General features: G+C 65.4%; 21 protein-coding genes. 4 read left to right on the top strand and 17 right to left on the bottom strand.

Annotated features, from left to right (window positions below; all coding sequences use genetic code 11):
- The first annotated feature begins 355 nt into the window (after positions 1 to 355).
- Entirely contained in the window at positions 356 to 3,586 is a 3,231-nt protein-coding gene (rne, locus tag CAG11_RS17340) for a ribonuclease E (protein WP_085597199.1), read from the top strand.
- 63 nt (positions 3,587 to 3,649) lie between these two features.
- On the opposite strand, the gene CAG11_RS17345 is transcribed toward rne, so the two are convergent.
- The 12 genes from CAG11_RS17345 to CAG11_RS17400 all read right to left on the bottom strand — a co-directional run bounded on the left by CAG11_RS17345 (position 3,650) and on the right by CAG11_RS17400 (position 15,125).
- Complete coding sequence (locus CAG11_RS17345) at positions 3,650 to 4,246, bottom strand: nucleotidyltransferase family protein (protein ID WP_085597200.1); 597 nt, start codon at positions 4,244 to 4,246, stop codon at positions 3,650 to 3,652.
- Entirely contained in the window at positions 4,243 to 5,238 is a 996-nt protein-coding gene (locus CAG11_RS17350; RefSeq protein ID WP_085597201.1) for an XdhC family protein, read from the bottom strand. Before CAG11_RS17350 ends, CAG11_RS17345 begins: the two co-directional genes overlap by 4 nt.
- Positions 5,238 to 7,553 (bottom strand): xanthine dehydrogenase family protein molybdopterin-binding subunit, encoded by a 2,316-nt coding sequence (locus CAG11_RS17355; protein WP_085597202.1) that lies wholly within the window; start codon positions 7,551 to 7,553, stop codon positions 5,238 to 5,240. The genes CAG11_RS17350 and CAG11_RS17355 overlap by 1 nt, the downstream gene beginning before the upstream one ends.
- A complete protein-coding gene (locus CAG11_RS17360; protein ID WP_022643160.1) occupies positions 7,550 to 8,020 on the bottom strand; it encodes a (2Fe-2S)-binding protein in 471 nt (156 codons plus the stop codon). Before CAG11_RS17360 ends, CAG11_RS17355 begins: the two co-directional genes overlap by 4 nt.
- A 242-nt stretch (positions 8,021 to 8,262) precedes the next feature.
- Positions 8,263 to 9,288 (bottom strand): UDP-N-acetylmuramate dehydrogenase, encoded by a 1,026-nt coding sequence (gene murB, locus CAG11_RS17365; protein ID WP_085597203.1) that lies wholly within the window; start codon positions 9,286 to 9,288, stop codon positions 8,263 to 8,265.
- A complete protein-coding gene (locus CAG11_RS17370; protein ID WP_022643158.1) occupies positions 9,285 to 9,749 on the bottom strand; it encodes a low molecular weight protein-tyrosine-phosphatase in 465 nt (154 codons plus the stop codon). The genes murB and CAG11_RS17370 overlap by 4 nt, the downstream gene beginning before the upstream one ends.
- Positions 9,749 to 10,513, bottom strand: coding sequence for a 3-deoxy-manno-octulosonate cytidylyltransferase (gene kdsB, locus CAG11_RS17375; protein ID WP_053135780.1), 765 nt, complete (start codon positions 10,511 to 10,513; stop codon positions 9,749 to 9,751). The genes CAG11_RS17370 and kdsB overlap by 1 nt, the downstream gene beginning before the upstream one ends.
- A complete protein-coding gene (locus tag CAG11_RS17380; protein ID WP_011060103.1) occupies positions 10,510 to 10,695 on the bottom strand; it encodes a Trm112 family protein in 186 nt (61 codons plus the stop codon). The genes kdsB and CAG11_RS17380 overlap by 4 nt, the downstream gene beginning before the upstream one ends.
- A gap of 25 nt (positions 10,696 to 10,720) precedes the next feature.
- Positions 10,721 to 11,731, bottom strand: coding sequence for a tetraacyldisaccharide 4'-kinase (gene lpxK, locus CAG11_RS17385; protein ID WP_085597204.1), 1,011 nt, complete (start codon positions 11,729 to 11,731; stop codon positions 10,721 to 10,723).
- The gene (locus CAG11_RS17390) at positions 11,731 to 12,159 is read right to left on the bottom strand and encodes a biopolymer transporter ExbD (RefSeq protein ID WP_085597205.1); all 429 of its coding nucleotides are present in this window, start codon (positions 12,157 to 12,159) and stop codon (positions 11,731 to 11,733) included. The genes lpxK and CAG11_RS17390 overlap by 1 nt, the downstream gene beginning before the upstream one ends.
- Positions 12,156 to 12,791 carry a MotA/TolQ/ExbB proton channel family protein gene (locus tag CAG11_RS17395; RefSeq protein ID WP_022643155.1) on the bottom strand — a complete coding sequence of 212 codons (636 nt, stop codon included), beginning with the start codon at positions 12,789 to 12,791 and terminating at the stop codon, positions 12,156 to 12,158. The genes CAG11_RS17390 and CAG11_RS17395 overlap by 4 nt, the downstream gene beginning before the upstream one ends.
- 102 nt (positions 12,792 to 12,893) lie before the next feature.
- Positions 12,894 to 15,125: a DNA internalization-related competence protein ComEC/Rec2 gene (locus tag CAG11_RS17400; RefSeq protein WP_085597206.1), complete on the bottom strand. Its 2,232-nt coding sequence runs from the start codon at positions 15,123 to 15,125 to the stop codon at positions 12,894 to 12,896.
- Positions 15,126 to 15,265: 140 nt separating this feature from the next.
- Between CAG11_RS17400 and CAG11_RS17405 the strand changes: the two genes are divergently transcribed.
- Positions 15,266 to 15,781, top strand: a complete 516-nt coding sequence (locus tag CAG11_RS17405) for a DUF2062 domain-containing protein (RefSeq protein WP_031321234.1) — start codon at positions 15,266 to 15,268, stop codon at positions 15,779 to 15,781.
- Between the two features lie 51 nt (positions 15,782 to 15,832).
- On the opposite strand, the gene CAG11_RS17410 is transcribed toward CAG11_RS17405, so the two are convergent.
- The 4 genes from CAG11_RS17410 to CAG11_RS17425 all read right to left on the bottom strand — a co-directional run bounded on the left by CAG11_RS17410 (position 15,833) and on the right by CAG11_RS17425 (position 18,999).
- A complete protein-coding gene (locus CAG11_RS17410) occupies positions 15,833 to 16,612 on the bottom strand; it encodes an ABC transporter permease (RefSeq protein ID WP_022643152.1) in 780 nt (259 codons plus the stop codon).
- Complete coding sequence (locus tag CAG11_RS17415; protein WP_022643151.1) at positions 16,609 to 17,541, bottom strand: ABC transporter ATP-binding protein; 933 nt, start codon at positions 17,539 to 17,541, stop codon at positions 16,609 to 16,611. The genes CAG11_RS17410 and CAG11_RS17415 overlap by 4 nt, the downstream gene beginning before the upstream one ends.
- A gap of 132 nt (positions 17,542 to 17,673) precedes the next feature.
- Positions 17,674 to 18,297, bottom strand: coding sequence for a glutathione S-transferase family protein (locus tag CAG11_RS17420; RefSeq protein ID WP_031321232.1), 624 nt, complete (start codon positions 18,295 to 18,297; stop codon positions 17,674 to 17,676).
- Between the two features lie 42 nt (positions 18,298 to 18,339).
- Positions 18,340 to 18,999 (bottom strand): transglutaminase family protein, encoded by a 660-nt coding sequence (locus CAG11_RS17425; protein ID WP_085597207.1) that lies wholly within the window; start codon positions 18,997 to 18,999, stop codon positions 18,340 to 18,342.
- Positions 19,000 to 19,224: 225 nt separating this feature from the next.
- Between CAG11_RS17425 and CAG11_RS17430 the strand changes: the two genes are divergently transcribed.
- On the top strand, positions 19,225 to 21,672 hold the full coding sequence (locus CAG11_RS17430; protein WP_085597208.1) for an acyl-CoA dehydrogenase: 2,448 nt from the start codon (positions 19,225 to 19,227) through the stop codon (positions 21,670 to 21,672).
- Positions 21,673 to 21,757: 85 nt separating this feature from the next.
- Positions 21,758 to 22,165, top strand: coding sequence for a PA2817 family protein (locus CAG11_RS17435; protein ID WP_053135767.1), 408 nt, complete (start codon positions 21,758 to 21,760; stop codon positions 22,163 to 22,165).
- Between the two features lie 75 nt (positions 22,166 to 22,240).
- Here CAG11_RS17435 and CAG11_RS17440 read toward each other — a convergent pair whose 3' ends face one another.
- Positions 22,241 to 23,185, bottom strand: a complete 945-nt coding sequence (locus CAG11_RS17440) for a LysR family transcriptional regulator (RefSeq protein ID WP_031321230.1) — start codon at positions 23,183 to 23,185, stop codon at positions 22,241 to 22,243.
- Between the last annotated feature and the right edge of the window lie 2 nt (positions 23,186 to 23,187).

Consider the following 23,187-nt stretch of genomic DNA (forward strand, 5'->3'; position numbering starts at 1 on the left):
CACGGTAAATGCCAACCCGCTGCGGATTCTGCGCGCGGCAGCACCCGAATTATCAGGGATACGTGTAGGGTGGAGATGCACAACCGTCGGACTGTGTAGCATTAGGCTTTATCAAGACGCTTCATCTCGTCCACAGTCGCCGGTTGATTCCTCCTCCTGACAGACTTTTGCTTAAGCGGTGCTTTAGTCACCACAGCAAGCAGGACGCGTGAGTCGCGACTTCGTTCCCGGTTGACAGGGACGAACCTCGCTAGACACTCGAGTGGTCAACCACTCCTGACGCACCTGACACCGACCGTGAGAAGTCGTGTGTGCCGAACGCCGTTTCCGGCAGCCCGGAAACCGACGGTACTACATGAAAAGAATGCTGATTAACGCAACTCAACCCGAAGAGTTGCGTGTTGCCCTGGTAGACGGCCAGCGCCTCTACGACTTGGACATCGAGTCCGGTGCACGCGAGCAGAAAAAGGCCAACATCTATAAAGGCCGCATCACTCGTATCGAACCTAGCCTCGAGGCTGCCTTTGTCGATTTCGGCTCTGAGCGCCACGGCTTCCTGCCTCTCAAAGAAATCTCCCGCGAATACTTCAAGAAAGCCCCTGAAGGCCGCGTCAACATCAAGGACGTCCTGAGCGAAGGCCAGGAAGTCATCGTCCAGGTCGAGAAAGAAGAACGTGGCAACAAGGGCGCAGCCCTGACCACTTTCATCAGCCTGGCCGGTCGCTACCTGGTCCTGATGCCGAACAACCCTCGCGCCGGTGGCATCTCGCGCCGCATCGAAGGCGAAGAGCGCAACGAACTGCGCGAAGCACTGAACGGCCTGGTGGCACCTGCCGACATGGGCCTGATCGTCCGCACTGCCGGCCTGGGCCGCAGCAGCGAAGAAATGCAGTGGGACCTGGACTACCTGCTGCAACTCTGGACCGCTATCAAGGAAGCGTCCCAGGACCGTTCCGCGCCATTCCTGATCTACCAGGAAAGCAACGTCATCATCCGCGCGATCCGCGACTACCTGCGCCAGGATATCGGCGAAGTACTGATCGACAGCGTCGAAGCCCAGGACGAAGCCCTGACCTTCATCCGCCAGGTGATGCCGCAGTACGCCAGCAAGATCAAGCTGTACGAAGACAGCGTGCCGCTGTTCAACCGCTTCCAGATCGAAAGCCAGATCGAGACCGCCTTCCAGCGCGTGGTCGAACTGCCTTCCGGCGGCTCCATCGTCATCGACCCGACCGAAGCCCTGGTGTCCATCGACATCAACTCGGCTCGCGCCACCAAAGGCAGCGACATCGAAGAAACCGCCCTGCAGACCAACCTGGAAGCGGCGGAAGAAATCGCTCGCCAGCTGCGCCTGCGCGATATCGGCGGCCTGATCGTCATCGACTTCATCGACATGACCCCTGCCAAGAACCAGCGTGCCGTGGAAGAAAAAGTCCGCGAATGCCTGGAAGCCGACCGCGCCCGCGTGCAGATCGGCCGCATTTCGCGCTTCGGCCTGCTGGAAATGTCCCGTCAGCGCCTGCGTCCATCCCTGGGCGAGAGCAGCGGGATCGTCTGCCCACGCTGCAGCGGCACCGGCATCATCCGTGACGTCGAGTCGCTGTCCCTGGCCATCCTGCGCCTGATCGAAGAAGAAGCCCTGAAGGACCGCACCGCCGAAGTCCGCGCCCAGGTACCGATCCCGGTCGCCGCGTTCCTGCTCAACGAAAAACGCAACTCGATCACCAAGATCGAACTGCGTACCCGAGCCCGTATCATCATCCTGCCGAACGATCACCTGGAGACGCCGCACTTCGAAGTCCAGCGCCTGCGTGATGACAACCCGGACGCCAACAACAACCAGTCCAGCTACGAAATCGCCGCTGCCGCTGCCGAGGCCGAAGAGCCACAACCGGCCGCCGGCACTCGCACCCTGGTTCGCCAGGAAGCCGCGGTGAAGACAGCTCCAGCGCGTGCCAACGCTCCGGTTCCTACCGAAGCCGCCGCCCCAGCGCCTGCTCCGGCACCGACTCCGGTGGCCGAGCCAAGCCTGTTCAAGGGCCTGGTCAAGTCCCTGGTCAGCCTGTTCGCCAGCAAGGAAGAGCCTGCCGCACCAGTGGTGGCCGAGAAACCGACCCCCGAGCGTCCTGCCCGTAACGAAGAACGTCGCAACGGTCGCCAACAGAGCCGTAGCCGCAACGGTCGTCGCGACGAAGATCGCAAGCCGCGCGAAGAACGTGCTCCGCGTGAGGAACGCGCACCACGGGAAGAGCGTCAGCCGCGTGAACTGCGCGAAGCTCGTGATGAAGGCCAGGCCACTGCTCGCGAAGAGCGCCAGCCGCGTGCACCGCGAGAAGAACGCCAGCCACGCGCCCCGCGCGAAGATCGCAAGCCTCGCGGCGAGCGTGAAGAGCGCGTACGCGAACTGCGCGAACCCCTGGATGCCGCTCCAGCGGTAGCCGCTGCCGCCGCTACTGCAGCCGTGGCCGAAGAGCGTCCGGCTCGCCAGCCACGCGAAGAGCGCCAGCCACGTGCGCCACGTGAAGAGCGCCAACCACGTGCCGAACAGGCCCAGGCCGCAGCCGTCAGCGAAGAAGAAGCGCTGCCTAACGAAGAGCAACTGCTGGAAGAAGGCCAGGACAACGCCGAAGGCGAGCGTCCACGTCGTCGCTCCCGCGGCCAGCGTCGTCGCAGCAACCGTCGCGAGCGTCAGCGTGACGCCAACGGCAACCTGATCGAAGGCTCGGAAGAAAACACCGAAGAGCCAAGCAGCGACGACCTGGCCGTCGGCCTGGCAGTCACCGCTGCCGTTGCCAGCACCGTGATCAGCGCCAATGCCGAAGCCGAGGCTCATCAGCAAGCCGAACGCGCTACCGCCGCCGTTGCCGAACCGGCCCCTGAAGCACCGGTGGTCGAGGCCACCACTGCGGTAGAGGCTCCAGCCGCACCAGCCGTGGAAGTGGCTCCAGCAGCCGAAGTCGCACCAGCCGCTGAACAGCCGGTCGAGGTCGCTGCCGAACCCGCCGTGGTCGTCGACACCCAGCCGGTGGTTGCCGAGCAGCCTGTCGTAGAACCTGTAGCCCCAGCTCCAGCGTTCGAAGAACCAGCCGCCGAGCCAGCCCCGGTAGCCGCTCCAGTAGCTGAACCGGTGATCGAGCAGCCAGTGGTTGCCGAGCAGCCAGCCCCGGTAGTGGAGCCTGCTCCGGTTGTCGCTCCAGTAGCGGTCGAGGCTCCAGCTCCGGTAGCCGAAGCGGCTCCGGCCAGCGCCCTGACCAGCAACGGCCGCGCACCCAACGACCCGCGCGAAGTGCGTCGCCGCAAGCGTGAAGCCGAGCGCCTGCAGAAGGAAGCCGAACTGGCTGCCGCTGCTGCTCCGGCCGAAGCCGTGGTCGCTGTCGAAGCTACACCGGTAGTTGAAGCCCCTGCGATCGTCGAGGCAGCTCCTGCACCTGTCGAAGCACCTGCCGCAGCTCCTGCGCCAGTTGCCGAGCCTGAGGCGCAGCAACCTGCCCCAGTGGTCGAAGAAGCGCCACGCGCTGTCGAGCACAGCCCTGAGCACGTAGCCCACGCCGAAGAGAAAGAGCACGAGACCAAACCTCTCGTCTGATTCCATCGGCTGATAAAAAGCCCCGCTCCGGACCTCCGGGCGGGGCTTTTTCATACCCGTGCTTCAGCCCTGCCGATAGTCCAGCGCCTGCGGCACATCCACATCCCACAGGACACCCGGATCACTCACCGGTACCTCGACCACCGCCCCGGAAGCAAACAGCGACCTGCCCCCGCGATCACCGGCCAACCCGAGCAACGCTTGGCCATAAGCCCGGCCAAAACCCACCGGATGTCCCAGCTCGTCACCCTGCCTTGGCACGCAAATCCACCCTGGCTCCATGGCCTCGACCACTTGCCGGATAGTGTCGGCCTGGATGAAGGGCATATCCCCCAGCACCACCAGCCAACCCTTGGCCTCTGCCGCGGCGCTCACCGCTGCTGCCAGACTATGGCCCATGCCGGCGGACTCCAACTGCAGCACTTCACAGCGATGGGCCCGACCCAATGCCAGGACCTGCGGCCGGTGTGCAGTGGTCACCAGGACTCGATGCACAATCTCCCCCGGCAGATTCACCAACGCCTGCTCCAGGACCGGCCGCAACACCCCGTCACGCCCCAGGCAGGGCGCCAGCAGCTTGTCCTGGCCATGCCCCGCCACATCCTGATAACGCCTGCCCTGCCCCGCCGCCAGGATCAGCGCACAGGGCAGCAGGCTCATACGGCCACCTGGCTGGCGTGGGACGCGGGCTTTTTCTGCACGGTTTCGACGCCGTTCTTCAGTGCCACGATCTCGGCCATCAGCGACAAGGCGATCTCCGCCGGGGTATGGCTGCCGATATGCAGGCCCACCGGCCCGTGCAGACGCCCGATAGCCTGGGCCGACAACCCCAGCAGCGCCAGGTTGTCCCGGCGCTTGCGACTGTTGACCCGGGAGCCCAACGCACCGACGTAGAAGGCCCGGGAGTCGAGCGCCGTGAGCAAGGCCATGTCGTCCAGGCGCGGATCATGGGTCAGGGCCACCACGGCAGTACGCTCATCGGGCTCGATACTCGAAACCGCATCGTCGGGCATGCCGGTGACAAACCGTCCGTCCTCCGCGTCCCAGCCATGCACGAACTCCCGCCGTGGATCGCAGACCAGCACCTCGAAGTCCAGCAGGCGGGCCATTTGCGCCACGTATCGGGACAGCTGCCCGGCGCCGATCAACAGCAAGCGCCAGCGCGGCCCGTAGATCGCCCGCAAGATGGCTCCGTCGAACGCCAGCTCATCGCTCTTGCGTGCCGGCTCGAGTCGCACCGCGCCGGTGGCCAGGTTCAGTTCCCGGGCCACGATCTGGTGCGCCTGGCACCGCTCGAGCAGTTCGGCGACCCAGGCCGGATCACCGACCCGCTCCTCGGCCAGGCGCAGGGTGCCGCCACACGGCAAGCCGAAACGCGCCGCCTCCTCCAGGGTCACGCCATAGGTCACCAACTGGACCGGCGGCCCCTGCATCGCCAGGCGCCCATCTGCCAGGCGCGCGATCAGGTCATCCTCGATGCAGCCACCGGACACCGAGCCGATCACCACCCCGTCATCGCGCAGCGCCAGCATGGCGCCTGGCGGTCGCGGTGCACTGCCCCAGGTCTGGACCACGCTGTACAGCACCACCGCCCGACCGGCGCGCCGCCACTCCAGGACACTGCGCAGGACATTCAGGTCGACGCTGTCCATCAGGCGCTCGCCTGCTGCCAGCCCTGCAGCTGGTAGCGTACCGGCAAGTTGCGGATGCGCTTGCCGGTAGCGGCGAAGATCGCATTGCACAACGCCGGCGCAATCGGCGGCACTCCGGGCTCGCCGACGCCACCCAGTGGCACCTCCCCGGGCGGCGTCACCAGGTGCACCTGCACCTCCTTGGGCGCCAGGGACATGCGCGCCACCTCGTACATGTGGAAGTTGTCCTGCTGGACCTTGCCGTCCTTGAAGCTGATTTCCCCCAGCACCGCGTTGCCCAGGCCCATGACACAAGCCCCCTCGAACTGCGAACGGATACGCTCGGGGTTGATCTGCGGACCACAATCCACGGCGATATCGGCCTTGTGCACAATCAGGGTGCCATCGCCCTTGACCTCCACTTCGATCACCGCTGCGACGTAGGTCACGAAGCTGTAGTGCACCGCCAGTCCCAGGCCGCGACCCTTGGGCAGCTCCCGCCCCCAACCGGCGGCCTTGGCGGCGGTTTCCAGCACCGTGCGCAGGCGACCGGTGTCGATGGGATAGCGCTCGGGGGATTCGCCATAGTTCCACTCCTCGCTCAAGGTCCGCGGATCGATCTGCCGATCAGGCCCCAGCAGGCGCAACTGGTAGCGCAACGGATCTTCACCGGCCTTGTGAGCCAGCTCGTCGACGAAGCTCTGGATCGCGAAGCCATGGGGAATGTTGGACACCGAGCGATACCAGCCGACCCGGGTGTGAGCAGCCGCCTCGGGGTTCTCCAGGCGCACGTTGGGAATGGCATAGGCCATGTTGGTAAAACCCATGCCCAGCTCGAAAGCCGCCTCATGGTTCATGCCCGGGGCGAACAAGGCCGTGATACTCGGCGCCACGGTGCGGTGCAGCCACGCCGCAGGCATGCCGTCCTTGTTCAACCCGGCCTTGAGGTATTCGGCCGACACGGTGTGGAAATACGAGTTGTGGATATCGTCCTCGCGGGTCCACTGCACCCGCACCGCCTTGCCGGGAAAGGCCTTGGCCAGGATCGCCGCCTCGATGATGAAATCGGGCTTGGACTTGCGACCGAAGCCGCCGCCCAGCAGGGTGACGTTCACCGTGACCTGGTCGAAACCGATCCCCAGCCGCTCGGCGATGCGCTCGCGCGTCACCTGGGGCGCCTGGCTCGGCGCCCAGGCTTCGCAGCGACCGTCCTGGAAGCGGGCCACGGCCACCATCGGCTCCATCGGCGCCTGGGCCAGGTGCGGCAAGTAGTAGGTGGCCTCCAGGCTGCCGTCGGCGCTCTCCAGGGCCTGCTCGAGGTTGCCGGTGCTGCGCACCACCTTGCCTGGCTGGTGCGCGGCCGCCTCCAGCTCCTTGCGGTAGTCGATGGAGTTGTAACCGGCGTTGACCCCATCCTCCCACTCGAGCTTCAACGCCTCGCGGCCCTTGATCGCCGCCCAGGTATCGCTCGCCACCACCGCGACACCGCCCAGGGGCTGGAACTCCGAGGGCAAGGGACGGCTTTCGATCGGGATCACCTTGATCACCCCGGGCACCTTCAGCGCCGCGCTGTCATCGACGGACTTGAGCTTGCCGCCATAGACCCGGGGCCGGGCCACCACGGCGAACAGCATGCCTTCGAAATGCACGTCGGCGCCGTACACCGCACGACCATTGACGATGTCCTGGCCGTCGATCGCCCGGGTCGCTTCCTTGCCGATGTAGCGGAACTGCGAAGCTGGCTTCAGGCGCAGGCTGTCCCGCGGCGGCACCGCCAGGGCCCCGGCGGCGACGGCCAGGGCGCCGTAGCCCAGTTCACGCCCGCTGGGCTGGTGGACCACCTTGTGCAACTGCGCCCGGCATTCCGCCAGTGGCACCTGCCACTGGGCGGCGGCCGCTTGCTCGAGCATGGTCCGCGCTGCCGCGCCGCAACGGCGCATGGGCTCGTACCAATGGCGCATGCTGCGCGAGCCATCGGTGTCCTGGTTGCCATAACGCGCCTCGTCACCCGGCGCCTGCCTGACCTTGACCAGGGCCCAGTCGGCTTCCAGCTCGTCGGCCACCACCATGCACAGGCTGGTACGCACGCCCTGGCCCATTTCCGAGCGGTTGCAGGTGACCGTTACGCTGCCGTCGGCATCGATGCTGACATAGACCTTGGGATCGTCGACCCAGCCGTGGGGCATGCCGTCGGCGCCGAACTTCTTGTCCTCGGCAAAGGCATCCTGCCAACCCCAGCTGGCGGCCAGCACCAGGGCACCGGTGGCGCCCACGCCCTTGAGAAAGCCCCGGCGACTCAGGTTGGCCAGGGTGAAATCAGTGGGTAGAGGACTCATGCCTTGGCCTCCTGCAATTGGCCGGAAGCGCGACGGATCGCGGTCTTGATCCGGTTGTAGGTGCCGCAGCGGCAGATATTGCCGAGCATCGCCTCCTCGATCTGTTCGTCACTGGGGTTGGGGTGGATCTTGAGCAGCGCCGTGGCGGACATGATCTGCCCGCCCTGGCAATAGCCGCACTGGGCTACCGCGGTGTCCAGCCAGGCCTGCTGCACCAGTTGGCCCACCGGATCGTTGTGCAGGTTGTCGATGGTGCTGACGTTCTTGCCCAGCACCGAGCCAACCGGGGTGATGCAACTGCGGGCAGGATCGCCGTCGATATGGATGGTGCAGGCACCACACAAGCCCATGCCGCAGCCGAACTTGGTGCCGTTGTAGCCGATCACGTCGCGGATCGCCCACAACAGGGGCATATCCTCGCTGACGTCCAGTGGATGGTCTTGTCCGTTGAGTTTCAGGGTAATCATGGGCACGCCCGCATTCTATGGAGGGATGGGGTCGAACCATCTGTCGCGCGGCACCGCGACCGCAGGGCACGCAGATCGGTTCAGGCTAATCGGGCTCTCTTGTGAAGTTCGAGCTTCACCGGGCCCTTGGGAACAGCAAGAAGCACATTCTTAGCCTGCTAAGTTAAGCCCTAATTAAGCAAAAAGCCTTGTCCGAACGTCATTCGGGCAAGGCTTTTTTCGGGCCAGGGGGCGGCGAACGGTCATGCCCCGTAGAGGTTGGGCTCCATCTCCAGCTCGACGCCGAAACGCTCGGCGATGTCGCGCTGGATCCTCTGGGCCAACGCCAACAACTGCCGTCCGCTGGCGTTGCCGTAGTTGACCAGCACCAGCGACTGCAAGCGATGGACCCCGGCATCGGCCTCGCGAAAGCCCTTCCAGCCTGCCTGCTCGATCAGCCAGCCGGCCGCCAGCTTCACCTGCCCATCCGCCTGGGGGTAGGCCACCAGGCCTGGGTGCGCCTGGCGAATGCGCTCCGCCAGCGCCGCCGGCACCACCGGGTTCTTGAAGAAGCTGCCGGCGTTGCCCAGCACCGCCGGGTCGGGGAGTTTTTCGCTGCGAATGCTGCAAATCGCCTGGCTGACATCGCCGGCAGTGGGCCGCTCGATGCCCTGCTCCGCCAGGCGCTGGCGTACCGGGCCGTACTCAAGGTGCAGATGCTCGGCCCGGCTCAGGGCAAAACGCACCCGCAGGATCAGCCAACGACCAACCTCCTGCTTGAACAGGCTGTCGCGGTAGGCGAACCGGCACTGCTCCAGGTCGAACTCGCGCAACTCGCCGGTCTGCCGATCGAGGGCGGTGAGACCGGCGAACACGTCCTTGATCTCGACACCATAGGCACCGATGTTCTGCATCGGCGCGGCACCGACGGTGCCGGGAATCAGGCTGAGGTTCTCCAACCCGGACAAGCCCTGCCCCAGGGTCCACTGGACGAAGGGGTGCCAGGGCTCCCCGGCTTCGGCTTCCACCACCACCCGCTGCCCATCGTCCTCGAGCAGGCGGGTACCGCGGCTGGCCATGCGCAGCACCAGGGCCTGGATATCCCCGGCCAGCAGCAGGTTGCTGCCGCCACCGATCACCAGCAATGGCAACTGGTGCTCGCGACTGTAGTCCAGGGCCTCACGGACTTCGGCGTCATCATGGGCCTGGGCGAACAGCCGGGCCTTGACCTCGACCCCGAAGCTATTGAACGGCTTGAGCGACACATCGGGTTGGATGACCAGGCTCATAGGCGCCCCTTCAATTCGATCACCAGGCGATCACAGGCCGCTTCGATCAGGTCCAGAACTTGCTCGAAACCCTTTTCACCGTCGTAGTACGGGTCCGGCACCTCGTCGCGCACCGCCTCGTAGCGGCGCAGGAACAGGTCCAGCTCGGCCTTGCCATTGGCCGGTTGCAGGGCCTTGAGGTTGCGCAGGTTGCTCTGGTCCATGGCGAAGATCAGGTCATAGCGCGAGAAGTCGGCGCTGCTGACCTGCTGCGCCCGTTGCGCCGACAGGTCGTAGCCGCGCTGCAACGCCGCCCGCTGGCTGCGGGAGTCCGGCGCCTTGCCGACGTGCCAGTCGCTGGTGCCGGCGGAAGCCACTTGTACCTGCTCGGCAAGACCGGCTGCACGCAGTTTGTGGCGCAACACGCCTTCGGCGGTGGGTGAACGACAGATGTTGCCCAGGCAGACGAACAGGACCTGCATCAGGCCTCCAGCAGGCGCCGGACGCGCTCGAGGTCTTCGGCGGTATCCACGCCGGTGGGCGGGGCTTCGAGGGCATCGGCCACATGGATGCGCACGCCGTGCCACAAGGCCCGCAGCTGCTCCAGGGACTCGGTGTTCTCCAGCCAGCAAGGCCCCCAGTTGACGAAGTCATGGAGGAAACCGGCACGGTAGGCGTAGATGCCGATATGGCGGCGGTAAGGCACGCCGGCGGGCAGTTCGTCACGATTGCGGGCAAAGGCGTCACGGGCCCAAGGCAGGGTCGAGCGGCTGAAGGTCAGCGCCAGGCCATTGAGGTCGCTGACCACCTTGACCACGTTGGGGTTGAACAGGGTCTGTGCATCTTCGATCGGCTCGGCCAGGGTGGCCATGCGCGCTTCGGGATGGGCCGCCAGGTTGGCCGCCACCTGGTCGATCACCGCCGGCGGGATCAGCGGCTCGTCACCCTGGACGTTGACCACGATAGCGTCCGCCGCCAGCCCCAGCTGGGTGGCGACCTCGGCCAGGCGGTCGGTGCCGGAGTTGTGGTCTTCACGGGTCAGCAGCGCTTCGGCGCCAAAGCCCTGGCACGCATCGACGATACGCTGGTCGTCGGTAGCCACCACCACGCGCTCGGCGCGGCTCTTGCGGGCCTGCTCCCAGACCCACTGGACCATCGGCTTGCCGGCGATCATCTGCAGCGGCTTGCCCGGCAAGCGGGTGGAGGCGAAACGCGCCGGGATGACAACGGTGAAGGCGCTGGTCATTTGTCCAGGCGCTCCTCGGTGGTCAGGGTGCGAGCCTCGCTTTCCAGCATCACCGGGATGCCGTCGCGGATCGGATAGGCCAGGCCGGCGCCCTTGCTGATCAGCTCGGTCTTGTCGGCGCTGAGTTTGAGAGGGCCCTTGCAGATCGGGCAGGCCAGGATGTCGAGCAGTTTGGTGTCCATGAGGGTTTCCCTGGATAGAAGCGGTTTAAGGCAATAGACGGTCAGGCAGCAGGCGCATCAACTGGGTGTCGAACCAGGCGACGAAGGCTGGCGACGGCACCGCGTCGACCGCCAGGTACCACCAGTGGGCCGCCGCGAACTCGCGGCACTTGACCGCATCTTTCTCGGTCATGACCAGCGGCAACGACGGGGTGAAGGCCAAGGCCTGCGCACTGTATTGGGCATGGTCGGCAAATGCATGGGGGACAGGTCGCAAGTGTAGCGTTTCAAGGGTATTGAAGAAACGCTGGGGGTTGCCGATGCCGGCCACCGCGTGCACCGCTTGCCCCGGGGTGAAATGCGCCAGCGGACGACGCTCGCCGCTTTGCAGGTTGATCAGCGCCGAAGGCTGGAGCTCAAAGGCGAAACCATCGTCGCGATCGGCGGCGGCACCGTTGTACAGCACGGCATCCACACTGTGCAGGCGCTCCACCGGCTCGCGCAGCGGGCCGGCCGGCAGGCAACGGCGATTGCCCAGGCCGCGTGCCGCGTCGATCAGCACCAGCTCCAGGTCGCGAGCCAGGCGGTAATGCTGCAGGCCATCGTCGGAGAGGATCAGGTCCAGCGGCTCGGCGGCGAGCAGGGCTTGCACCGCGCGGCTACGATCGGGATCGATCATCAATGGCACGCCGCAGCGCTGGACGATCAGCAGCGGTTCGTCGCCCGCCACCTCGGCGCTGTCCGTGGCCGTGACCCGCCAGGGCAACTGGGCTGGCTTGGCGCCATAACCACGGCTGACCACGCCGACGCGCAGGCCGAGGCGCTGGCAATGCTCCACCAACCACAGGATCAACGGAGTCTTGCCGGTGCCACCGACCGTGATGTTGCCCACCACCACCAGGGGCACGGGCGGCTGGTAGATCTCGCCCTCGCCGGCCAGGAAGCGCTGGCGCTTGCCCACCACGACACGGCGGTACAGCCATTCCAGTGGCTGCAGCAGTTTCAGTGCGCGATGGCCCTGGTACCAGGCGGCGAGCAAACGATCGGAAAGTGCCATCAGGGAGCCGGCGCCGCCTCGACGGTGGTCATGCGCAGGTGGCTGAAACCGAGCTTGCCGGCCGCGTCCATGGCAGTGATCACCGCTTGATGCTGGGTCTTGCCGTCGGCGCTGATGGACAGCGGCAGGTTGGTATCGCCAGCGGATTCCTTCTGCAAGGCCTCGATCAGGGTCGCCAGGTCGTTCTTGGGCAATACCTGGTTGTTCACCGAGAAAGCCCCGTCGGCGCTGATGGCGATATCCAGCTGCTTGACCTGCTGGTCCTCGGCCGGCGAGCCGCTGACGGCTTCGGGCAGGTCGACACGCAATTCGGTTTCCCGGGTGAAGGTGGTGGTGACCACGAAGAACAACAGCAGGATGAACACCACATCGATCAACGACGCGAGGTTGATGTCCACTGTTTCCCGGGGTTTGCGACGGAATTTCACGCTGCGCCCTCGGCCAGGTCGACATCGCGGTCGCCCTGGATCACTTCCACCAGCTTGATCGCCTCCTGCTCCATGCCCACCACCAGCTCATCGACCCGGCGTTGCAGGAAACGGTGGAAGAACACTGAGGGGATCCCCACCATCAGGCCCGCAGCGGTGGTGATCAGGGCCTTGGAGATACCTCCGGCCAGCACATGGGCGTTGGTGGTCATGCCCGAGCCCATGAACGAGCTGAAGATATCGATCATGCCCAGCACGGTGCCCAGCAGGCCCAGCAGCGGCGCCATGGCGGCGATGGTGCCCAGGGCGTTGAGGTAGCGCTCCAGCTCATGGATGACCCGGGCCGCCGCTTCCTCGATGCATTCCTTCATGATCTCGCGGCCATGCTTGGAGTTGGCCAGGCCCGCGGCCAGGATCTCGCCCAGGGGCGAATCGGCACGCAGTTCCTTGAGCTTGTCCTTGTTCAGCTGCTTGTCCTTGATCCAGCGCCAGACCTGGCCCAGGAGGTGGGGCGGGGTTACACGGCTGGCCCGCAGGGTCCACAAGCGCTCGGCGATGATGCCCACGGCAGCGATGGAACTCAGGATGATCGGCAGCATCATCCAACCGCCGGATTTGACCAATTCCCACACAGTGACAGCCCCCTCGAAAAAGTGCGCCACTCTAACATAGGGGCCGGACGCACCGAAGACCGTGATGTCGCATGTTTCCAGGCTTTAATAACCCACGGTTATTTAAGGCATTGTGACCGGCTCACGCCAGAACCGCCGTTGCTCGCGCACGCTGTAGGGCGGCGCAAAAGCCCCCAGGCGCAACCTCAACGCGCCCTGCTCGGCACTGTCATAAAGCGCCACGCCCAGGCTCCGATAACGCGCCACCACCTGCGGGTGCGGGTGACCGAAGGCATTGCCCCGGCCCCGGGAAACCAGTACCGCGTCGGGCGCCAACCGTTGTAGCAGGGCCATGGACGAAGAGGTCCGGCTGCCATGGTGCGGCGCCTGCAACCAATGGGTCCGCTGCGCCAGCGGGCCCTGGAGCAAAGCCCGTTCCGCATGGATATCGATGTCGCCAGTGAGCAGCAGGCGCTCACCCCGGGCCTCGACCTGCAACACACAGGAAGCCTGGTTGCCATCGCGCGCGCCGGCCCATTGCCACTGGCGGAAACGCACGCCATCCCATTGCCAGCTCGCCCCGGACTCGCACGGCATGGCCTGCAAGATGGCCGGCAATGCCTCGGGCTCGCCACTACGCACCAGGCGAACCGGCAACGCCCGCTGCACCGCCAGGGCGCCACCGGCATGATCGTTATCGGCATGGCTGAGCAACATCAGGTCCAGCTGGTGGATGCCCAAGCGCTGCAGGGTCGGCACCACTACCCGCTCGCCGAGGTCGAAATCGCCGCTACGGGCGCCCGCGTCGTACAGCATCGCGTGGTTACGGGTACGCAGGACGAACGACAGCCCCTGGCCCACATCCAGCTGCCAGACCTCGGCCTCGCCGAAGGGCACTCGCGGCTGCGGCGGCCAGGCCACCAGCAGCAACAGCGGCCAGCCGAGAATCCGCAGCGGCACGCCGGGCGGCAGCAACAGCAACAACGCCCCCAGGCTGGCGAGGCTCCAGATCCAGGCGGGCAACAGCGGCGCGACCCAGGCCGGCCGCCATCCGGCGATCAGCCCCAACACACGGAACAGTCCCTCCAGCAGCCCACCGGCCAGCCACAACAAGCCTTCGCCCACCACTGGCAAGGGTAACAACAGGCTTCCCAGCAAAGCCGGCGGCAGCACCAGCAGGCTGACCCAAGGCACCGCCAGCAGGTTGGCCAGCGGACCGCTGAGACTGATGGGCAGGCCCAGGGCCAGCATCGGCGGCAGCAGGCCGATCGCTATCAGCCATTGGGCGCGGGTCCAGCTCTGCCACCAGCGCCAGGCCCCCAGCCGCCCGGCGAAGGTGAAGATCAGGATCGCCACCGCCGCGAACGACAGCCAGAAGCCCGGTTGCAGGCTGGCCAGGGGTTCGAGCAACAGCACCGCATCCAGCGCCAGCAGCAGCGGCCACCAAGTGCCCAGGTGACGAAAGCGCAAGCGCCAGAGCAGGACCAGGGCCACCATCACGCAGGCGCGCTGCACCGGCACGTCGAACCCCGCGAGCAACCCGTAGCCCAACGCCCCGAGAAAGCCCAGGACACAGGCCCACGGCAGCCATGGCCAGCGCGCGGGCCAGGCGCCGAGCCGCGCCAGCCCCGCCACGACGAGATAGATCACCCCCGCCAAGAGGCTGATGTGCTGTCCGGAAATGACCATCAGGTGCACGGTGCCGGTGTCTTGCAACAGCTGCCAGTCCTCTCGCGTCAGCCCGGAACCATCCCCCATCACCAATGCGGCCAGCCCTCCGCTCCGGCCATGGGCCTGGACCGCCAGCAAGCGCTGGCGCAAGCGGTCGCGCCAGGCGCCCTGGGCCGGCGCCAGCAACTGGCCATCCTTGACCGTACCGACGGCGCCGATACGCCGCGCCAGCAGCCACGCCTCGTAGTCGAACCCCTGTAGGTTGAGCAACCCCACGGGGCGGCGCAGTGTCACCGCCAGGCGCCAGCGCTCGCCGCTCTTGACCGGCGGCCCGTCACGCCAGCTCACGCGAATTCGCCGTGGCAGGCGCTCGCGTCGGGCCTGGGCATCTTGCAACTCGAACCGCACCACCTGTGCCCCAGCCTCCGGCAAACCGCTGATCCGTCCTTCCAGCCAGCGAGTCTGGCCGTCCAGGCGCGACGCCAACCGATCGTCGAGCGCCCACTGCGCACAGGCACAGGCCCAACTGAAGCCGAATAGGAAAAATGCCACCGGATGTGTACGAAACGGCAACAGCAGCAAGGCCAGCACCAATACCGGCAACAACCACCAGAGCGGCGGCAAGGCCGGCAGAAAACCCAGCGCCAGAAGCCCCGCGGCCAAGCCCAGCATCCCTGTTCGCATCAGCCAATCCATCCATGACGAGCCCTACCCTTGGCTTAGCCGAGGACGGCCGGACACGGCTTTATCATTTGTCACAATGTCTGAATTTGCCCTGTTTACAATCCAGTCATAATTACCGCTTGACCCGACCGAGAAGCCTTATGCCCCGGCGCTTATTCAAACGTTACATGCCAGATCCCACCAGCATCCGGGAACACAAGTCCTTACGCTTTCTCGGCACCTTGCTGCATGACGCCAACCTCTGGCACCTCAACCGGCACTCCGTGGCCCGCGCCATGGCCGTGGGCCTGTTCGCCGCCTTCATCCCGATCCCGATGCAGATGTTGCTGGCCGCGGTGCTGGCCATCTGGTTGCGGGGCAACATGCCCATCAGCGTCAGCCTGGTATGGCTGACCAATCCCATCACCATGCCCCCGGTGTTCTTCTGCACCTATCAGCTAGGCGCCTGGCTAATGAACGTGCCGCCGCGCACCCTGCCCGACAGCCTCACCTGGGAGTGGATCAGCAGCCAACTGGCCACCCTCTGGCAACCCTTCCTGCTCGGTTCGGTGGTGGCCGGCCTGGCCCTGGGCGCCCTGGCCTATTGCCTGACCATGCTCTACTGGCGCTGGTGGGTCGGCCGCCAATGGCAACGCCGCAAGCTGCAGCGGCGCTAGAAACGACAACGGCCTCCCGAGGGAGGCCGTTGTCGTTGATGGGGCAGTTGCCTACTGGCGCATGCCGCGCCCGCTGACCAGCAACCTGGCACAGCCTATGTAGAGCACCGCGGTGGCCACCAGCATGAACGTGATCGCCGTGCCGATACTGATATCCGATACCCCGAGGATGCCGTAGCGGAACGAGTTGACCATGTGCAGCACCGGGTTGGCCAGGGACACGGTCTGCCAGAACGGCGGCAGCAGGTTGATCGAGTAGAACACCCCGCCCAGGTAGGTCAGCGGCGTCAGCACGAAGGTCGGGATGATCGAGATATCGTCGAAGTTGCGCGCGAATACCGCGTTGATGAAGCCCAGCAACGAGAAGATCGTGGCCGTCAGCACCACCACCAGCACAGTGACGCCCAGGTGGTGCACCTGCAGCTTGGTGAAGAATAGCGACAGCAAGGTCACGATGATCCCCACCATCAGCCCGCGCAACACGCCGCCCAGGGTATAGCCGATGAGGATGGTGTGGGGCGAGACCGGCGACACCATCAATTCCTCGATGGAGCGCTGAAACTTGCTGCCGAAGAAGCTCGACACCACGTTGCCGTAGGAGTTGGTGATCACCGACATCATGATCAGCCCCGGCACGATGTACTCCATGTAGGTGAAGCCACCCATGTCGCCGATCTGCCGGCCGATCAGGTTACCGAAGATGACGAAGTACAGGACCATGGTGATGGCCGGCGGCAGCAGGGTCTGCGGCCAGATCCGGGTGAAGCGCCGGACCTCGCGGTAGACGATGGTGTTGAGCGCTACCAGGTTGGGCTTGAACTCCGAACTCATACCGCCACCTTCGACAGGTTTTTCTCCACCAGGGACACGAACAGCTCCTCAAGTCGGTTGGTCTTGTTACGCAGGCTCAGCACCTCGATGTTCTGCAGCGCCAGCTGGCTGAACAGGGCCGTGATGCCCACGGCCTTGTCCACCTGGACCTCCAGGGTATGGCTATCCACCAGACGGGTCGGATAGCCGGCCAGTTGCGGAACCACGTGCAAGTCATGCTTGAGGTCGAGCAGGAAGGTTTCCACATGCAGCTGGCTGAGCAGCTGGCGCATGCTGGTGTTCTCGACGATGGTGCCGTGGTCGATGATGCCGATGTTGCGGCACAGCTGCTCGGCCTCTTCCAGGTAATGGGTGGTGAGGATGATGGTGATGCCCTTCTGGTTGAGCTCGGTGAGGAAGCTCCACATCGAACGGCGCAGCTCGATGTCGACCCCGGCGGTCGGCTCGTCGAGGATCAGCAGGCGCGGCTCGTGGACCAGGGCCCGGGCGATCATCAACCGGCGCTTCATGCCGCCGGACAGCGAGCGCGAAGGTACATCGCGCTTGTCCCACAGGCCGAGCTGGGTCAGGTACTGCTCGGCCCGCTCCTTGGCGATCTTCGCCGGGATGCCGTAGTAGCCGGCCTGGGTCACGACGATGTCGAAGGTCTTCTCGAACTGGTTGAAGTTGAACTCCTGGGGCACCACGCCAATGCTGCGCTTGAGCGCGGCCGGCTGGCGGTCCAGGTCATGGCCGAAGACATTCACCGTGCCGCTGGTCTTGTTCACCAGGGTCGAGAGGATGCCGATGGTGGTGGATTTACCGGCCCCATTGGGACCGAGCAAGGCAAAGAAATCACCCTCGGCGACGTCCAGATCGATACCACTCAGGGCCTGGAAACCGTTGCCGTAGGTTTTGGTTAGCTGCCGGATGGACAGAGCGGAACTCATATCGGATTCATGCACCAAGAAGGGGAAGTTTTATAGGTAAGGGCAGGCCGGGTCGATTGCAACATTGCCGGACGCCCGCCATGTTGCGGGCCGGCGCCCTGCAAGTACAGTCATGCGTATCGATAGTGGGTATTAAGTCAAAGCGGTCATCACCGCTCGACGGTAGGCCGGCCGTGCCGCCAGCCGCTGGTACCAGGCCTGCAGGTGGGGTAGCGCCGGGCGCTCGATGGGCATCTCGAACCAGGCGTAGATGAAGCTGCCCAGGGGAATATCGCCCATGCCGATCTCCTGGCCGGACAGGTAAGGCTGGTTCGCCAGGGCCTGGTCGACCCGCTCCAGCAACTGGGCACAGGTGTCCCTGGCGGCGTCGATTCGCACCCAGTCCTGCTCGGCCGAAGGGGTGCGCAGTACCCCCCAGAACAGGGGACGGAATACATCAGCGAAGGTCGAGGTGGTCCAGTCCATCCACTTCTCGGCGCTGGCCCGGGCCTGCACGTCGGTCGGATACCAGGGCGTGCCGGCGGCATGCCGGGCCAGCAGGTAGCGCACGATGGTGTTGGATTCCCAGAGCACGAAGCCTTCGTCCTCGATCATCGGGATCCGCCCGTTGGGGTTCAGCGCCCGGTACTCCGGGGTGTCCACCACGCCGAAGGCGCCGCCGGCATCCAGGGACTCATAGGCCAGCCCTAGCTCTTCGGCGCACCACAGCGCCTTCCTGACATTCGATGAATTCTTGCGTCCCCAGATCTTCAGCATGACCATCCCTCGGTAATGAATGCCGGGGCAGTCTACGCCTGATCAGTCGCGACTCAAATCGCTGTGCATATCACCAAGTCCCGTGAATTGCGGCTGGCCGATCAGATGCGGATAGCATTTTTTCAGGTGGTCGAAAAAGAAGTGCTCCGGGACATCGGCGAACTGCCCATGGTCCACCAGGTACTCCATCGCCTGCTCGCCCTGGCGGTTGAAGGGCTGGAACACGCTGTCCTGCACACCATCGAAATCCAGCGGTGCCACATCGAACAGCTCGCACAGGTCCTGGTTGAACGCCGGCGTGGCCTTGACCCAGCGCCCATCCAGGTACAACTCGGTGTAGCCGTGCATGGCGAACACGTCGCTGCGCAACAACTCCAGCAGGCGCGGGGGCGACAAGTGATTACGCACATCGGCCAGGCCGATGCGTGCCGCAATCCCGCAGTGCCTGGCACAACCGGCCAGCAAGGTGGCCTTGGGCACGCAATAGCTTTCCCCCGTGGCCAGGGCATGGCTGCCGCGCAGGGTTCCGGGATCGAGGCTGAAGGTATAGGGGTTGTAGCGCACGGCCTCGCGCACCGCGTAGTAGAGGCTCATAGCCTGCTGCCGGGGATCACGATCGATGCCGCGATGAGATTCGGCGAACTCCACCACCGCAGGGTGGTCACTATCGATGAAGCGGCTGGGACGCAGGTACTCGTGCATGGGCATTACCTCCAGGTGAACCCTGAGTCTATAGAGGCATCCAGCACAGAGATAACGACGTTTCGGCCAAAGATCATGGCCTGCTTCACCCAGCCGGACGGAATGTGCAGCCGACGTTCACCGGCCAGGGCCAGCCTGCCCCGCACCGCCCCGGGCACCCGCTTGGCCGCACGCCGGCTAAGCTCTGAAGGTGCTTCGGGTCCCTGGCCTCATGGAGGATTGAATATGCTGTTGTTGTGGATACTGGTTCTGTTGGCAGGCATCGCCTACCTGGCACACCGCCGCACCGCTCCGTTGCCCGCCCTGGGCGCAGTCGCCATCTACCTGCTGGCCATGGGCATCTTCAGCCACGCTCCCGGCTGGTTGCTACTGGTGTGCTGGGTGCTCTTGGCGGCAGTGGCGGCGCCCCTGTTGCTACCCGACCTGCGGCGCAAGCATTTCAGCGCCCCGCTGTTCAACTGGTTCCAGAAAGTCCTGCCGCCGATGTCGCAAACCGAGCGCGACGCCATCGACGCCGGCACCGTATGGTGGGATGGCGAGCTGTTCAGCGGGCGTCCTGACTGGAACACCCTGCTGGCCTACCCCAAAGTCCAGCTCACCGAGGAAGAACAAGCCTTCATCGATGGTCCCACCGAAGAGCTCTGCGCCATGGTCAGCGACTGGCAGATCGGCCAGCAGATGGACCTGCCTGCCGAGGCCTGGGCACATATCAAGGAGCATGGTTTCTTCGCCCTGATCATTCCCAAGGAGTACGGCGGCAAGGGCTTCTCGGCCTACGCCCACTCCCAGGTGGCCATGAAGCTGGCGACCCGTAGCGGCGACCTGGCCTCCACGGTCATGGTCCCCAACTCCCTGGGCCCGGCCGAACTATTGCTGCACTACGGCACCGACGAACAGCGCAACCACTACCTGCCGCGCCTGGCCCGGGGCGACGACATTCCCTGCTTCGCCCTGACCGGCCCCCTGGCCGGCTCCGACGCCGGCGCCATGCCGGACACCGGGATCATCTGCAAGGGCCAGTGGCAAGGACAGGAAACCCTCGGCCTGCGCCTGAACTGGGAAAAGCGCTACATCACCCTGGGGCCGGTCGCCACCCTGCTGGGCCTGGCCTTCAAGGCCCATGACCCGGACCACCTGCTGGGCGACGAAGAGGACCTGGGCATCAGCCTGGCCTTGATCCCCACCGACACCCCCGGGGTGGAAATCGGCCGCCGCCACCTGCCCCTGGGCGCCGCCTTCATGAATGGCCCCAACTCCGGCAAAGACGTGTTCATCCCCCTGGACTTCCTCATCGGCGGCCAGGAGATGCTCGGCAAGGGCTGGATGATGCTGATGAACTGCCTGTCGGTGGGACGCTCCATCTCGCTACCGGCAGTGGGCACCGGCGCCGCCAAGTTCACCAGCCTGGTCACCGGCCAGTACGCTCAGGTACGTGAGCAGTTCAACGTGCCGCTGGCGGCCTTCGAAGGCATCCAGGAAGCCCTGGCGCGCATCGGCGGCAATGCCTGGCTGATGGACAGCGCGCGCATGCTCACCGCCAATGCCGTGGACCTGGGGGAAAAACCCTCGGTGCTGTCGGCGATCCTCAAGTACCACCTCACCGAGCGCGGCCGCGAATGCATCGGCCACGCCATGGACGTGCACGGCGGCAAGGGCATCATCATGGGGCCCAACAACTACCTGGGCCGCAACTGGCAGGGCGCGCCGATCTTCATCACCGTGGAAGGCGCCAACATCCTGTCGCGCAACCTGATGATCTTCGGCCAGGGAGCGATCCGCTGCCATCCCTTCGTGCTCAAGGAAATGGCCCTGGCCGGGCGCGAGGACCATGACCAGGCCCTGAAGGAGTTCGATGCCCTGCTGCTCAAGCACATCGGCTTCGCCGTGAGTAACGCCGCCAGCACCCTGGTGCTGAACCTGGGCCTGGGCCGCTTTGAAAAAGCCCCGGGGGACAGCCTCAGCCAGGGCTACTTCCGCGCCTTGAACCGCCAGGCCGCGGCCTTCGCCCTGCTCGCCGACCTGTCGATGATGCTCCTGGGTGGCGAACTCAAGCGCCGCGAGCGCCTGTCCGCACGCCTGGGCGATGTGCTGAGCCACCTGTACCTGGGTTCGGCGGCGCTCAAGCGCTACCACGACCTGGACTCGCCGGAGTACCTGCAACCGCTGCTGGCCTGGGCCATGGAAGAAAGCCTTGGCCACTCGGAGCGAGCCCTGGACGAACTGCTGCGCAACTTCCCCAGCCGCACCTTCGGCTGCCTGCTGCGGGTCCTGGTGTTTCCCTTCGGCCGGCGCCATACCGGCCCCTCGGATCGACTGGACGCCGAAGTGGCGGCGATCATCGGCCGGGCCAAGGGCGACCCGGCCCTGGAAGCCGTGCTCGAAGGTTGCTACCGCCCGCAAGCGGCGGACGATCCGGTGGGGGCCCTGCAGCATGCCTGCGAACTGCTCAGCGCCGCCCATCCACAATACAAGCGCCTGCACGAGGCGTTGAAAAGCGGCCAGTTCAAGCCTGCTGCCGGCGAGTCGATCATCGACGCCGCGCTGGAGGCCGGTGTCCTGCAGGCAGCCGAGGCGCAAAGCCTGCACGCGGCCGAAGCAGCGCGGCGCAAAGTCATCGATGTGGATGATTTCGCCAAGGAAGAGTTGACCTTGAGCGAAGGCAAGACCCGCTAAGCGACCGCCCTTGGGCTGGTCGATTATGAAACCGGGCGTGGGGGCTATATACTCCCGCGCCCGTTTTGCTCTTGAGGACCCTGTCATGTCCAACGCCGTCGCCGATCATCTCGTCCTGCTGGACCACCTGCGCAGCATCCTGGTGGCCGTGGGAGAAGCCGAACAGGTTCCCGAAGAAAGCCACGCGCTGTTCCTGGAGCGCTTCGATGAACTGCGCGCCTCGCTGCCAATCGATCCGATCGAAAGCCAGTACCTGGGCCAGGACCTGCTGTGCCAGATCATGCAACGCTACCCACAGATCGCCCACCTGGTGCCGCGCGACCTGCTGTGGTACTTCGCCGGCGACTGCCTGCACTACATGCCCGACGAGGAAATCGACCTGTTCCAGGCCCTCGAGGAACGGCGCTACGAGGCCGAGCAGAACGACGAGCCCTTCGACTGGAACCAGGAAAAACAGCTGCTGGCGCTCTCCGACCAGGACAGCAAGCACTGATCGACACGCCTGGCGTCACCAAGGCCCGCACGGTTGCACCGGCGGGCCTTTTTCATGGGCGCCGTTTGCCGGCGACTAGGGCGCCCTGCCCGGCCGGCCCAGGGTCGGCTCCTTGGCCAGGCACTCCACCAGGTAATCGATGAACACCCGCAACTTGGGCGGCAGGTAGCGGGTCGGCGAGTGCAGCAGCCAGGCGCCGCCATGGTAGGAGGCCAAGAAGGTCCACTCCGGCAGCACCTGCACGATCAAGCCCTGCTCCAGGGCATGGCGCGCGGTGAAGTACGGCAGGCTGCCGATCCCCAGGTGCTGCAGCACCGCATCCAGGCGTACGCCGGTGTGGTTGGCGGCATAGCGCCCACGCACCGCCACGGTGACCGCCTTGCTGCCCTGGGTGAACTTCCAGCGCGCGTCGCTGGGCGTCTCGCCCAAGTAGATGCAACTGTGCTGGCGCAGGTCCTGGGGATGGACCGGCGTACCGTGCTCCGCCAGGTACTGCGGCGTGGCACACAGCAAATGGTCGATGCGCAACAACTGGCGGCCGATCAACCCTGGTGGCGGCCGGTCGGTGATGCGGATCGCCAGGTCGACATGATCGTCGATCAGGTCGACGTCCCGGTCTTCGTGCAGCAACTCCACATCCACCTTCGGGTAACGCCGCAGGAACTCGGGCATGTGCGGGTGCACCACGAAACGCCCCACCGCCTTGGGCACGCTGACCCGCACCACGCCCTGGGCCTCGTGGGTGAACTGGCCGCTGATCTCCATCACCGAACGCGCCGCGCTGACCATCTCGCAGCAACGCTTGAACACTTCCTCGCCACCGTCGCTCAAGCGCAGCTTGCGGGTGGTGCGTTGCAGCAAGCGGGTGGCCAGGGCCTTCTCCAAGCGCGAAACGCTGCGACTCACCGCCGAAGGCGAAGAACCCAGCTGGCGCGCGGCCTCGGAGAAGCTGCCGGTCTCCACCACGCGGACGAAAATGGCCATTTCGGCCAGCAAAGGCAGGGGTAGATTTATGCTCACGA

The organism is Pseudomonas sp. B6(2017) (assembly GCF_002112765.1).
Taxonomy (GTDB): Bacteria; Pseudomonadota; Gammaproteobacteria; order Pseudomonadales; family Pseudomonadaceae; genus Aquipseudomonas; species Aquipseudomonas piscis.